Origin of the sequence: Amycolatopsis sp. NPDC057786, assembly GCF_042797905.1 — a bacterium.
In the GTDB taxonomy this organism is placed as follows: domain Bacteria; phylum Actinomycetota; class Actinomycetes; order Mycobacteriales; family Pseudonocardiaceae; genus Amycolatopsis.
In genome coordinates this window covers 13,022-26,461 of record NZ_JBHVKW010000029.1, presented here as the reverse complement: position 1 = coordinate 26,461, position 13,440 = coordinate 13,022, and the positions used below count along the sequence as shown (strand labels likewise).

The 13,440-nt window shown below is 66.6% G+C and carries 9 protein-coding genes; 3 read left to right on the top strand and 6 right to left on the bottom strand.

Going from position 1 to position 13,440, the window contains the following annotated elements; genetic code table 11:
- Position 1: 1 nt before the first annotated feature.
- The 6 genes from ACFVM3_RS17630 to ACFVM3_RS17605 form a co-directional block, all read right to left on the bottom strand.
- The gene (locus tag ACFVM3_RS17630; RefSeq protein ID WP_112276282.1) at positions 2 to 469 is read right to left on the bottom strand and encodes a hypothetical protein; all 468 of its coding nucleotides are present in this window, start codon (positions 467 to 469) and stop codon (positions 2 to 4) included.
- Positions 469 to 2,940, bottom strand: coding sequence for a hypothetical protein (locus ACFVM3_RS17625; protein ID WP_091679569.1), 2,472 nt, complete (start codon positions 2,938 to 2,940; stop codon positions 469 to 471). Before ACFVM3_RS17625 ends, ACFVM3_RS17630 begins: the two co-directional genes overlap by 1 nt.
- A complete protein-coding gene (locus tag ACFVM3_RS17620) occupies positions 2,937 to 4,802 on the bottom strand; it encodes a hypothetical protein (protein WP_378439850.1) in 1,866 nt (621 codons plus the stop codon). Before ACFVM3_RS17620 ends, ACFVM3_RS17625 begins: the two co-directional genes overlap by 4 nt.
- 119 nt (positions 4,803 to 4,921) lie before the next feature.
- Complete coding sequence (locus ACFVM3_RS17615) at positions 4,922 to 6,376, bottom strand: site-specific integrase (RefSeq protein WP_091679564.1); 1,455 nt, start codon at positions 6,374 to 6,376, stop codon at positions 4,922 to 4,924.
- Positions 6,377 to 6,680: 304 nt separating this feature from the next.
- On the bottom strand, positions 6,681 to 7,040 hold the full coding sequence (locus ACFVM3_RS17610) for a hypothetical protein (protein ID WP_073575400.1): 360 nt from the start codon (positions 7,038 to 7,040) through the stop codon (positions 6,681 to 6,683).
- Positions 7,041 to 7,054: 14 nt separating this feature from the next.
- Entirely contained in the window at positions 7,055 to 8,338 is a 1,284-nt protein-coding gene (locus ACFVM3_RS17605) for a helix-turn-helix domain-containing protein (protein ID WP_112276300.1), read from the bottom strand.
- Between the two features lie 450 nt (positions 8,339 to 8,788).
- On the opposite strand from ACFVM3_RS17605, the gene ACFVM3_RS17600 reads away from it, so the two are divergent.
- The 3 genes from ACFVM3_RS17600 to ACFVM3_RS17590 all read left to right on the top strand — a co-directional run bounded on the left by ACFVM3_RS17600 (position 8,789) and on the right by ACFVM3_RS17590 (position 13,416).
- The gene (locus ACFVM3_RS17600) at positions 8,789 to 8,974 is read left to right on the top strand and encodes an FxLD family lanthipeptide (RefSeq protein ID WP_009151814.1); all 186 of its coding nucleotides are present in this window, start codon (positions 8,789 to 8,791) and stop codon (positions 8,972 to 8,974) included.
- 81 nt (positions 8,975 to 9,055) lie between these two features.
- Positions 9,056 to 12,169 carry a lantibiotic dehydratase gene (locus ACFVM3_RS17595; protein ID WP_186361385.1) on the top strand — a complete coding sequence of 1,038 codons (3,114 nt, stop codon included), beginning with the start codon at positions 9,056 to 9,058 and terminating at the stop codon, positions 12,167 to 12,169.
- Positions 12,166 to 13,416, top strand: a complete 1,251-nt coding sequence (locus ACFVM3_RS17590) for a lanthionine synthetase C family protein (RefSeq protein ID WP_091679561.1) — start codon at positions 12,166 to 12,168, stop codon at positions 13,414 to 13,416. Before ACFVM3_RS17595 ends, ACFVM3_RS17590 begins: the two co-directional genes overlap by 4 nt.
- Positions 13,417 to 13,440 lie beyond the last annotated feature (24 nt).

Sequence of the window (13,440 nt, the reverse complement as noted above, 5' to 3'; positions counted from 1 at the left end):
GCTAGAGCGGGCGGGTTTGCCGATGACCTCGTGCACGCTCGATGCCACGAACAGGTGAAGATTCGGACCTGGCTGCTCTGGTATCCATTGAGGTCACTGGAGGTTGTTTGTCAAGCCTCTTCCTCAGCGTCAGGTTCTCGTGGTAGAGGTCGGCGGTCACGCTAGCGAGCGCATCGAGCTTCCCCTGCAGTTCGGTGACGGCCCGCTTTTCGGCGCGTAGCGCGGCTGTGAGTGCCTCGATCTTCTCGTCCCGACGAACCTCACCGGTGGAGCGCAGGACCGGCCGGGCAACTCGGGTGTCCCACTCGGCCAGAATCTCGCCAGCACGGTGAACGGTGGCATGGCTGACGCCCGCTTCGCGGGCCAGATTTTCTTTGGTCAGTGCGCCGTCTGTGTGGATCGGAACTCCGTCGAGCAGTCGTTGTATCGCTGCTCGGAGCTTGGTCTCGGTCGGGGGCGAGACGGCCATCAGGGGCGCTCCTTGGTCAGCCAGGTACCGGTGATCAGCCGGACTTCGGACAGGCGGTTCTCGAGGGCTGCGCGGCGGGGTGTGGCCAGCCGCGGGTCGCGGAGCATGCGCGTCAGATCGGCGTCCTCGGCGAGCCAGACTGGGCCGTGCTTGTCCTGGTCTACTGCCGAGTTTCGACACCGTGCGGGCTGGCAGGCTCCCAGGACGGGCGTTTTCCCTCGCTGCCCTTCGGGTAGCGAGTTCTGGCATTCCGCCTGAGCGGGGTCCCAGAGACAGTGGTTGACCGTGCCGAAATGCAGGTCAGCAAACTCATCCCGTAACAGCAGGACCTCGATTTGCTCGTCAGCGAGTTGAGCTCGCAGAGCTGGGGCTCTGTTCATCGTCGCAATCACGTTGTCGAGGCCGGAGTGGAGCTTGGCCGCTGCGGGACCGACTGCGACGTCGGTGCCGGACCGGCGGGATTTGAGGAGTTCGACGAGTCGCCCAGCGGCGGCGAGTTCGAGCTGGTTGTCGAACTCCTTGGCCCAGTGGGTATCCATGCGGGAGTAGCCCTGGGTGATTCGGTTGGCCAAGGTACGACGGGCCAGGTGCTTGAGTTGATGGCCGAGGGCGATCTCGGAGTCGGGCTCTTGACTGCAGATGATCGACATGGTTCTTCGGAACATATGCGGACGGATGCGGCCGGCCGGGATCTCTTCCAAACCCGTTCGTTCGAGGGAAGCGTTGACTCCCGCGACGAAGAAGTCGATCTCGCCGGCGGCATCGATTCCGCGCACCGTGTCCTCGTTGTGAGCGGTCACCCTGGGCGGATCGAGAGCGACGAACAGGTGAGTGTGATGCCAGGACAACCGGTCAAGAACTGCCAGAGTTTCGACGACCGGCGCGCTGATCCACCAGTTGAGTTCCGGTTGCGCCGGGTCGTGCTTGAGCTTTCGGGACTTGACTGCGGGCGCTCCGTAATAGGCAGTGAGGGATCCGCGCTCGATTTCCTGGATCTCTGAGTCCCGCATCATCGTCAGTCCTGCCATGAACACATAACATGCCGCCCTGACCATGCGGATTTCGTCCGCGAGTTCCTCGACGCTGATCTGGCCGCGCCACGGCCGCGTGGTTCCGTCCTGACGGGTGACTGAGGTGAAGTCCTTGCAGGGCATCGGAAGTGAGCGGGTTGTCATGGTTCCGGCGAGCTTCTGTACCCGCCCGGCCGCGGCAGCGTCCTCGACCTTCTGTCTGCGCGCGGCGCTAGTCACGGAGCGCTGTGTAAAGGGTGCTGTGCCCGCGGTGCCGTAGATCAGTGCTTCCAGTGCAGTCCAAATGATCGTTCCAGGTTCGAGGTCGGAGCGCGGCGCACGTGGCTGCTTGGTGCGGATTGGGATCAGGTTGTCGGGATTGGTAAGCCAGTCGTCGAGAACCTGATCGAGTGCAGCTGTGCTTCGGCCGAGGTAAATGGCGGGATGGTTGACCACGTCGGTCCGGGCCCGCATCTCTGACCAGGAGTAGGCCTGTACCTGCCCCCGTTCCACGGCTCGAAGGACGGCGTCTCGCCGGCGCTGCGCCGCTCCCTTCCTTGTGGTCTGGAAGAGCCCCGTGTTGGTGCCGCCTGTGATCGTCAGCGCGAGATGATGCCAGATCGGCTCCCCAGCCGACTTCGTCTGGTGGTCGTACTTGTGGACTGGAACGAGGTTGTCGGGGTTCGCGAGCCAGTTGTCCACCAGCTCGTCGTTTCCCGCCGGAGTGCGGAAGGCCGGTCGACGTTCAGGGCTGTCGCCAGGATCTGGTTGCTGCGCCAGCTGATCGCGTAGGTCGAGGATGTGCGGCGAGAACTCGTGGATGTAGGCCCATGCGGCCCGCAGAAGCGGCCACCACGTTGATGGCGGTATGGATGCCGTCGACGGAGTATCGCTGCGGTGCCTGATCTCCCGGAAAGTATCGGTGTTCCACAGCCCTTGAGCCATGCCGCCGTGAGTGAGTACCGGCGCGAGCGTCGAGAGCCAGCTCAGCGCCGTCGCGTCGGGTTTGAGCGCGTTCGCCCTGGCGGTGATGTGTTCCACGAATCCGGCCCAGTCTTCTTCGCGCCAGGCCGCGATGTCGGCGGGCATGTCGTTGGCCAACGCCCAGGCAGCGAGTTTGCCCAGTGTGTAGGCGCATTGCCGGACCGTGCTGTGCGCCGCCGGCTCGGCGACAAGAGCGATCCCCGCGTCCCGAATGACTTTGTGCGTGGGGTTGAGCATGCTGAAGCAGATTTCCCGGATCCGCAGGTTCCAGACGGAATCGATCACCGTGAAGTTGACCTTCCACGCCGCCGGGCGGACGTTGCTCGGACGGCGAATACACCCGAAACTCCAGGACCTGCTCTCGCCGAACTCGGGAATAGGGACGCCTTCCACGAGCGGGTGGCCGGATCCGAAGACCGCCTCATCAGCGGAAACAAGGGTGGAAGTCACTGCCGTCGGCTGGGGCGTCGTGCTCACCGGTCATACTCCGTCCTCATACCCAGCGGCAGGTCCAGCCGCAGCCCCTGGTCGCCTATCGCTTCGTGGGCGTCGTGGAGCTGCTGTGCTGAGCATTCCGCGAACACCTCGGCCAGGGCTGTGGCCTGGGTCCCCCAGATTGCCGTCCAGCGGATCGGGTCCAGGGCGTCGCGCATCCGCTCGATGTGGGCTGCCAGCAGCAGCAGCCTCGGCAGCTGCGAGATGAATACGACGGCGTTGCGGCAGATCATGCACATCGCCGGGGCGACGTGGCAGGGCTTCCCGCCAGGGGTGAATGGCGAATCGTAGGGATCACGGCAGTGAGTCAGGCCCATGTCGTACTCCCCGGCGCGCATCGCGGCGGCGTGTTCCACAGTCATCCCCGCGGCCTCGGCGACCTCGGGTTCGGCCAATCGATGCTCTGCTTGAGTGTCGAGGAGCATCGGCTTGGTCGTGATCGTGTGGAAGACGCGTTCTTGTGCGCGGTTGATGGATCGTCCGGCGAGTGTTAGCGCCGTCGTTCCGTGGGCGTAATGGTGACGGAAGACCTCGATGTGATGGTCGTCCGCCGCCACATCGGTGAGGGTTCCGCCGAGGGCGGCCACACGGGCGGTTTTCACGGTCTTGCGGAGCCTTCGGGCGTAGTGCGGCTGAGAGATCGCCATAGCGGGTGTGCCGTCGTCGTTGCGATGCCAGCTGATCCACGCGCTGAACCCGTTGTGGTCCTCAGTCCATGTGGCGACTCTGGCCCGCATAGTGGTCCTGGGACGGCCCGCTTCGACCGCGAGGAACAGCACGTCCTCGGAGTCGAACGATTCGCGTGCCTGCCAGGTGACCTCCATCAACCGCCGTAGGAGCCCACCGACATCCCACCTGCCGACGGCAAGATACACCTCGCTTCCGGTGTCCCCATCCAGATCCGCGACATCGCCTGTGCTGGCCTTGCTATCAGGAAGGTCCGGGTGGAAATCAGCCCGGATGCGATTCGCGCGGAGTTTGGTCTGCCGCACTCGCACGCCCGCGTCAGAGAACTCCAGGTCCGCCATACGCAGGTCGAGGAGTTCCTCGGGGGTGCAGTCGGCCATGCCCAGCAGCAGGAGTACCCGGAAGGGCTGCAGGTCCTGCTCGGACGGGAACAGCAACCGGTTGATCGCTTTCAAGCAGGCATAGACTCCACGTTCCCTGCCAGGCGGGTTCGCTTCGATAACGTCCTTGATCGGCTGCGACCACGATGACGAATTCATGGGCAGGTGCTCGAGGAGATCTGTGGTCGTCAGAAGGCGATGCTTGGCGGCCCAGACCAGGTTGGCGAGGTCATGCCAGCCTTCGCGGCGGGGGTCAGCTCCGGATCTCAGCAGATGCTGCCCCCGAGTGAGGCGTTTCTCCAGTGCCCGGACGTCGGCCCTTGCGGCCTCCTGCAGTGCCAACCGTTCCTCGTTGGAGTATTCGTCAAGGACCGCGTTGGGGCGGCGCTTGTATGTCGGAGGCCCCGCCGCGCGACGACGAAGGGTCTCCGGAACATTCGGGTCGCGCTCCGCACGCATATCGATCAGCGCCAGCACAGCCGCGGCCTTGCGGTAGGGCTCCGCTGATCGCAGCCCGTGCCGCCTCCGCAGATCTGCCTCCCAGCAGAAGAGGGCTTCGATCAGATCGATTTTCATCCCGGCCAAACGCGCCTCTGCAGGCTCGCACCCGACGGTCGGCAAGTGTTCATCGAGGAACGTTCCCAGCTCCCGCACGGCCGTGAAATAGCAATCGGGCTTGCGCAGCGAGACCCGATGGGCGTACGCCACAGCCTCGTCCGCCAGCTCCGCGACCAGGACGGAACATCGGAACAGGGAGGGGGCGATACTCAACCGCACCGTTCGCCCTCGCCGTTCCCGGACTATAACCCGGTCCCCGATCCTATCGGAGTTGGCGGGTTTCACTTCTGGCACCACCATCGTACGTGGGCGCGAAGCACGTTCGCCTCTGCGGGCCATCACAGGACCGCGCGTTCCGCGGCAAGAGCCGCGTACTCCGCGTAGGTCTTGTCTGATTCATTCCACTCGGCAATAGCTTGGGCCACAAGAACGTTGGTGTTCCGGACGTAACGCAAATACTTCATCGTCGACCCAGGATTCAGATGTCCGAGTAGCCGCTGCAAGATCAACTGCGGATTGCGGCAGATGTGGTCGGCCAGGTAAGCATTGTGCCCACCGTTGAGTCTGCGGTCCGTCTCCTGTGCAATCACCAACTGGGTGAGCTGCTCCAACATGTAAACCGAGAACGTGTGCCGTAGATCGTGGATTCTGAACCTGCGCGGCATCACCATATCGACACCGTTTTCAGCTGCAATCCGAAGAGATCTGGCGTGCGCATCATCGAAGATCTGTTCCCACCGTTGCTTACTGAGCATCCGGCCACCACGGCCGACGAACAACGCCATCGGCTCCAGACCGCAAGGCCCTTCGGTCACCGCGATTCTCCGCAGCTCCGCGGTCATCTTCTCGATCGAGAACGTCCGGCGTCTCCCATGCAGCCGCCCGCTGACCTTCATCTGCCGCTCGTCGATATCGGTGACGACGAACAGCTCGGCTCTGCGCCTGGTCAACGCCGGTGCCGCCCTGCGAATCGTGGCGGCCCGCTCGGTGCGCCGGTAAAGGTCGAGCTCTTTCATCACGGAATGCTGGATCGTCACATCGCGGGGCAGGCTGTACTTCGCGATCATCTCCAGCCGTACGTCGACCGGCAGGCAGTCACGACGCGGGAGTCCGACCTCGATGTCCAGTAGCGAGGTGAATTCCCTCAAGCGCATCCCTGTCGTCACCGCGAGCTCCGCTGCCGCCGCGTTCCTGAGCGGAGCCGAACCTCGGAACGACAGGTCGACCCGGTCTGCTGGAAGCATTCCCCGCAAGCCGACCTGCTTGAGGAATCGCCACTGCCGGTGGGTCAGATGGCGAATGTCCAGATCCGATACCGCACCCCAGGCCAGGACGTCCCGGCCGTTGCGCAGCCGGCGATAAGGCTTGCGGTCCAGCCACTGGGCCTCGACCGCCCACTCATAGAAGTTGTTGATCAGCGCTCGTCGGCGCTTCCAGGTCGCCGGCGCGTTCGGCTTGTCCTGTAGCTCGGTCCGCTCAGCGCGGTAGGCGATCAGGTTTTCCTCAGTCGCCGACAGGACGTCAGTCGACGGTTCCAGCTGAGCCAGGAAGTCGACGAGGTCGAGCAGGTCGTAGGTGTAATCGGACAACGTCTTAGGTTGGTGAGTCTTGGCCATTTCGAACATGAACGAACACAGTGGCTCGACCGGCCGCATATCCCGTCCGAGGAAGAACGGAGTCCCATCCTGCGGCGAACCCTTCCGCCGCAGGACAGTGAGACCGTCAACGCCAAGACCAGGCACGGGCTCAAAATATCGACGGACCTTGTCCCTCGACACGAAGAAGTGATCCATCGTTCGCCCCTCAGTGAGAGCTATACGGCTCCCAGAACCTAGCGGGCACGAATCAAAGGCGACAGAGCGGTACGAACGCCACGGAACGGTGAGACAGGCTCAAATACTTGCCATAACAGGCGGTACCCAGCCTCGCACCCGGTGCCGCACGAGCAGCACGTGGCGGTGCTCCGGGTCGGTGACCCAGACCTCGGCTGCGAGCGGCTCCAACGCGGTCGAACGTGCGTGTAGCCACGCCTGAGCGTCGTCGTACTCGGTCTCGGCAAGGCGAGCATCGACGGCCGCAGCGTCGATCGTCGCCTGGTCAGGCATCGCGTTCGATGCGCTCGAAGATGTCGATATCCGTCGCCTTCTGCCAGTCCGGCAAATCGTTCCAGTCCGCGACGTACGACGGCTTCGGCTCGGGGAAGTGCTTGAAGATCTGGCCGATCCAGCACAACGCCACAAAGCGGCCTTTCTGGTCTGGGGTCAGTTTGGTGGTGGCGCCGTCGGTGGCCTTGATGAAGGCGACGACCTGGTCGTACACGGCGGTCGCGGCGTCGCGTTCCCAGTCGGGGGTCTGGTCCCACGGGGTGATGTAGCCAGGCTTCGGCTCACCGGGGTAGTGCTTGGTGACTCCGGCGATCCACGCCTCGCGGAACACGCGGCCACGGTCGTTGTGCATTCGGTCGTCCTCCATCACGCGGCGCGGTTGCCGACGAGTTTGGTGATCTCGGCATCGAGTCGCTGGATTTGTTGGTCGTTGAGCAAGGAAGCAAGGTGTGGCTGAAGGACCCGCAGCTTCTGTGCGATGACCCCCGAGCGGGTCTGGCGGGCGGTAGTCAGGACGGTGTCGGCGTAGGTGACGACCTGGTCCGGGTCGCGACGGTGCACGCCGATCATCGCCAGGTCGGTCAGGACGCCTGCTTTCCGGCGGGCGGTCAAGGTGCCCTGCAGGGCGTCGACCAGAGCCGCTTCAGCTAGGTCGTGGCGGCCCAGCGTGACGTAGCAGGTTCCGCGTTCTTCAGCCAAGCGGGAGCCATCAAACCGGAGCCAGCCGCCGTTGTGCACCTGGCCCCGTAGGCGCTGGACCTCAGCAGCGGTGTCGAGGGCATGTTGGCAGGAGTCAAAGTCGCCGAGGCCGGCGAAGGTCTCGGCCTGCACCACGGCGACCCAGTGTCGGGTCGACAGGCTGGGGTCGCCTCGACGTGCGATGGTGGCGGCCACGTCGAGCATCGGCGCGGCATCCGCGAATCGGCGCTCGTACACGGCGACGAAAGCATGCCTGGTCAACGCGCAGGCCCACAGGTCGGAAGCGACGGCCTCCTTGCTCGCTGTTGCCGCAAGCGTGTAGCAGTGAGCGGCGTCGGTGTATCGGTTGCCGTCGAAGAAGATTTCCCCCGCCAACTGGAAGAGGTCGGCGGTCAGCTCGCAGAGCCGTTGTCGGATGGTCGGTGTCTGCGGTCGTCGCAAGGAGTCGCTGAGTACACCGAGTTGGGCTCGGACCAGCGGCAGCACCTGGGCCTTGGTCGGCGACAGTGCGTACACGCGCCACAGGTGGGAGTTGAGCTGGGCGAACTCCGCTGCTCCCGCCGTGTCCACCGTGCCCGCGTGAGCTGTGGCGGCGAGCCGGTCGACGTCGCCGAGTACTGTCTCGCCAGCAGGCAGCGCGAGCAACGCGCCGGTCATGCTGAACAAGCGCAGCAGGTCACGACGGTTCATGTCGTCGGCCTCCGCAGGGTCGGCTGGTTCAGTGGCAACGGTAGAAGCTTGCCGGTTCGGCGTGAGCAACGCATCCAACTGGTCGAGGCTCACATCGAGGGTCTTAGCCAAACACGGTCGACGGTACGGCTGCGGGGTCAGGGTGCCGCGTTCCCAGCGTCCGACCGTGGAGAACTCCACGCCCACCGCCGCGCCGAAGCTCTCCTGGGTGTAGCCCATCTGCTCACGCCGCGCGGCGAAGGCATCTCGTCGGTCACTCATGAACACCACCTCACCCCGTCGGTCACCTGCCACGATAGCCAGCTACGGGTCAAGGCTGATCACCCGCTCGGCGAGCTGTACCCGTTCGGACTACCGCCTCTGAAAAGGCGTTTATGCAGGTCAGAGGTGATGACGCCTCATTGCCGCCTCATCGACGCCGCGTCGGCGCTCTGGCTATCGTTGATCACCAGGGGTTTGACTGATATCGCTGCGGTCCGGGCGAGCTTCCGCTTCGGCGCAGCCCGAGTATCCGGAAGCGTCTTTCACCGGGACGTGCCGTCGAGGGGTGTGTGGTGGTAGGACTGCCCTCCACTTCGATGGAATTCCGCTCGCGGGTGTGCTGGCGGGAGCGCTCGGTACCTCGGTCGAGTTCCGGGCTGGTCCGCCTGGCGGGCGAAGTCACGGCCGACTCGCCGGGACTCGGAGCGTAAAACCCACGAAGGAGGATCTGTGACGGTTCAGATGGAGTGGTCGCCGACCACGGTGGCCACGCCCGCCGCGGAGGTCGAGATGGGCTCGGAGTTCGACCTCGACATCACGCTGGTCGAGGTGGTGGACCCGGCGCATCTGATCAACATGACGGATGACGGCTGCGGGACGACGTGCGAGAAGTCGACCTGCATCAGCGCCGCCTGATTGTCACGAGCGACCGGACGCCCGCCAGGGGCTTCTTGGGCGGGCGTCCGGTTTCCATCCGTCGCTTTGGAGAGGTGTCCCGTGTCCACGGCCTTGCCCGACCGCGTCGGCTTTCGAGCCGCGGGTGGCCTGTTGGTCCGGGCTGTTGCAGAGGGCGAGCTGAAACTTCCGCCGTGGCCGACGCTGACCGCGACCGGGGCCGACGCCGTCACCGCGTGGGTGGACTGGCTGCGCGAAGTGTGGGAGGTCGAAGCCGTCCGTGACGCCATCGGCCTGGCCAGCCCTGTCCTTGCTGACCGCGTCCACAACCTGTGTGGCGCTCAGGTTGCCAGCGAGCGCGAATCCCGGCGCGTGGTGCTGTCCGTTCTGCGGTACCTGGCACGGTTGACCGGCCGTCCGACTCCCAACGGCTTGTTCGCCGGGGTCACCGCCGCGCGGTTCGACGCGGATCCCTCTCAGCGTTGGGGTGATGATCATCGCGCGGACGCTGCGGCCGACGCCGGGTGGCTGGCCGAGGTCATCCGACGGTTGGAAGGTCAGGCCGAGATCCTGGAGCGCTTGGTCCTCGTCGCGAACTCCACGTTGATGGTGCGCGGTGAGCGGCTTGTGGTTCCGTACCAGCCGACCGTCAACCATCGAGGCACCGGCGCAGTCGAAGTCGAACTTCGCTACACCGGCCCGGTGCGCGCGGCCGTGCGAGCTGCGCGGACACCGATTCCTTTCGATGACATGCGCGAGCAGGTACAGGCCGAGTTCCCGAGCACCGCCGGGAGCACGGTGACCGGCTTGCTGGCCACGTTGGTCGCTCGTCGCGTGCTCGTCACCAACCTCCATGCGCCGAGCACGGAGCCCGACGCACTTGGCCACTTGGTGCGCGAGCTGGCCACGGTCGGCGAGGCTGCCACCGAGCGGTGCATGACGCTGAACGACATCCACGACATGTTGCGGCGACATCGGAACAGCCCAGCGGAAGCGCGGCGCAGGCTACGGACCGACGCCGCCGCGTCCATGAGCCGCCTGGCTCCGTCACGGCGGAGCCCAGTCACGGTCGACCTGCGGCTGGACCTGGACGTCGTGCTCCCCAGCGCAGTCGCCCGCGAAGCGGAACGTGCCGCGCTGGTCCTGGCGCGCCTGACCTCCCGCGCCAGCGGTACGGCAGCCTGGGCGGACTTCCACCGACGCTTCTACCAGCGGTTCGGCACCGGCGCACAGGTGCCACTGCTCGAGGTCATTGCCGACAGCGGGATCGGCTGGCCTGACGGCTACCCCGGCACCAGCGGAGTGGTCACACGACCCCAGCAGACGCCTCGGGACGAACGGCTGCTGGCGTTGGCCCAGGCCGCCGCGTTGGACGGTCAGCAAGAGGTCGTCCTCGGCGAGAGGTTGATCGCCGAGCTGGAGCTGGCGCCTGTGCACTCGATGCGGCTGCCCTCGCACCTCGAGTTGTGCGCCCGTGTCGACTCCCCGAGCCTGCAAGCCCTGAAGCAGGGCAACTTCCAGCTCGTCGTTACCTCAGTCTCGCGATCGGCCGGCGTCGTCAGCGGCCGTTTCCTGCACCTGTTCGACGAACACGACCGCCGAATGCTGATCACGCCGCTCGCCCCGCCCGCGTCTGACGGGGTAATCCAGGCCCAGTTGTCATTCCCGCCTCTGGACCCCGCCACCGCACACGTCGCCCGCAGCGCCCAGGTCCTGCCAACCATCGTCAGCCTCGCCGAACACCGCGACACCGCCGCGTCAACGGCGGTCCTCACGGCGGCGGACTTGGCGGTCAGTTGCGACAGCGACCGCCTGTATCTGACCGCACCCGCCCTCGGCGCGAGGGTCGAAGCGTGGGGCTTGCACGCACTCAACCTACGCAAACACACTCCGCCGCTGGCCCGCCTCCTGGTCGAACTGACCCGCGCACACTGCGCGGAGGTCACCGACTTCGACTGGGGCACGGCGGCCACGTTGCCGTTTCTTCCTCGGCTGCGCTTCGGCCGCATCGTGCTGTCCCCGGCCCGGTGGCGGTTGGCCGCAGCCGACCTTCCCGACCGGACCTCCAGCTGGGCGACCTGGGACAGCGCCCTGGCCGAGTGGCGCACCCGCCGCCGCCTCCCGCAGGCGGTGTTCCTGGTCGACGGGGACTGGCGGTTGCCGCTCGATCTCGTCGAGGACGCACACCGGGTCCTGCTGCGCGAGCACCTCGGTACCCACCCCCACGCGGTGCTGGAGGAAGGACCCGCTGAGGACGCCGCCGGATGGCTCGATGGCCGTGCTCACGACGTCGTCGTGCCCATGGCCAGCTGTCAGCCGCAGGCCACGACGCGGCCACCGCGCCCGACGCCCCAGCGGATCGTCCGGCCAGGTGAGCACGGGCTGTCGCCGGGTGGTTCCCCCATGCTGTTCGCCAAGCTCTACGGCGACCCGCAACGTCACAACACCGTGCTCGCCAAGCACCTGCCCGCACTGCTGGCGGAGTGGGGCGATGCCCAACCGCGGTGGTGGTTTCTGCGATTCCGCGAGGGCAACGAGCACTACCTGCGCTTGCGGATCAGTCTCCTCAGCACTGAGCCAGTGGTGTTCGGCGAGGCGGCCGGCCGGGTCAGCGCCTGGGCCGACCGGCTCCGCCGCCTCGGCCTGCTGCGCGACATCGCTTTCGCGACCTCCTACCCGGAGACCGGCCGCTGGGGCTCAGGTGCGGCACTATCAGCCGTCGAGGCGTTCTTCACGGCTGACTCCCGCGCCGTGCTCGCCGAGCTCGCCTGGCCCGCGCGACCGCACGACCATGCTCTGGCCGCGGCGAACTTCGCCGCCATCGCCGTCGCCTTCATGGGAGGGACCGAGGCCGGGATGCGGTGGCTGGTCGACCATGTCCCGGCCAAACCTCCTACCGTCGTGCCCCGGCCGGTGTTCACCGAGGCACAATGCCTCGCCGACCCCTCCGAGAATTTCCGCGCCTTGCGCAGCACGCCGGGTGCGGCTTCGGTCGTCGCGACATGGGCCGAGCGCGCCCAGACCGTAGCTGCCTACCGAGCGCACCTGTCCGGGGCTGAGGCCGAGGGCGTCGACCCGGACGCCGCCTTGGGCTCGTTGCTGCACACGCACTTCCTGCGGGCCTACGGCATCGAGCCCGACGACAAGGCGGTGTGCCTTTACCTGGCCCGGACCGCGGCCCTGACCTTCGCCGCCCGCACCGGAGGACCGCGATGAACGCCGACCTCGCCTCGGATGCCGCGGTCGAGTACGCGACGGGGATCGCCGATCGCCTCGCCCGGCCGGACGCCCCCCACCTGCCCACGGACGAGCCGTGGTGGCACCAATCCCTCGCCCACGGCGCTCCTGGTGTGGCACTGCTGCACATCGAGCTGGCAGCCGCCGGGATACGGCCGTTCGACCGCGCCCATGACTGGCTGACCGCCGTCACCAGCAAGCCGATCACCGCCGGAGCGAGCACCGGCTTGTTCTACGGCGCGCCGGCAGTCGCGCGCGCCCTCGCGGGAGCCGCCACAGTCCGTCCCGGCACGTACCAGTCCGCCCTCACGCCCTTGACCCGGCAGATCGCCGCCGACGCCCACAACCGCGTCGACAAGGCCCACGAGCGCATGGACGTCGTCGGGATGTTGCCGCAGATGGCCGAGTTCGACACGATTCGGGGCCTCGCTGGTCTCGGTGCCCATCTGCTGCACCACGACCCCGACGGCACCGCCCTGCCGGCCGTTCTGGGCGCCCTCGTGCGGCTCACCCAACCGGTGATGGTCGAAGGAGAGGCCCTGCCGGGGTGGTGGACCCTCACCGGTCCCACCGGCCACGAGGACGACGAGTTCCCCGGAGGCCACGGCAACTTCGGCGTAGCACACGGCATCGGCGGCCCGCTGGCACTGCTGGCCCAGGCCCTGCGCCGGGGCATCGCCGTGGACGGGCAGCGCCAGGCCGTCGCGACGATCTGCGCGTGGCTGGACTCCTGGCGCATAAGCACTCCGAGCGGGCACCGGTGGCCCTACATGGTCACCCGAGACGAGGCGCGTTCGACGCCGATGTACGTGCGGCACAGCGGGGCCAGCCGACGCCCGAGCTGGTGCTACGGAACAGCGGGCATCGCCCGCACCCTGCACCTCGCCGCCCTGGCCCTCGACGACGCCGATCGCCGCCAGATCGCCGAGGAAGCCGTGATCAGTGCGGTGACCGACCCGGAACAGGATGCGTTGATCAGCGACGCTTCGCTGTGCCACGGCTACGCCGGACTCGCCCGGATCACCGCTCATACCGCCATCGACACACCGGAGCCGGCCGCTTCCCGACTCCGCGCGCTGGCCACCGAGATGCTGCACCGCGCCTGCGCCCAGGCCGTTCCCGAAGGCCCCGGCTTCCTCGAAGGCGCTGCCGGGGTCGGCCTAGCTGCCCTCGCCGCTGAGATCGAGCCCGCGACAGGCTGGGGCACCGGCCTGCTCATCACCTGATCCGTCCGAACGCGATCCGTCCGA

Excerpts from the sequence above, each read along its gene's own strand:
- ACFVM3_RS17630 (WP_112276282.1), bottom strand. The coding sequence starts at position 469 with ATGGCCGTCTCGCCCCCGACCGAGACCAAGCTCCGAGCAGCGATACAA.
- ACFVM3_RS17615 (WP_091679564.1), bottom strand. The coding sequence starts at position 6,376 with ATGGATCACTTCTTCGTGTCGAGGGACAAGGTCCGTCGATATTTTGAG.
- ACFVM3_RS17610 (WP_073575400.1), bottom strand. The coding sequence starts at position 7,040 with ATGCACAACGACCGTGGCCGCGTGTTCCGCGAGGCGTGGATCGCCGGA.
- ACFVM3_RS17605 (WP_112276300.1), bottom strand. The coding sequence starts at position 8,338 with ATGAGTGACCGACGAGATGCCTTCGCCGCGCGGCGTGAGCAGATGGGC.
- ACFVM3_RS17590 (WP_091679561.1), top strand. The coding sequence starts at position 12,166 with ATGAACGCCGACCTCGCCTCGGATGCCGCGGTCGAGTACGCGACGGGG.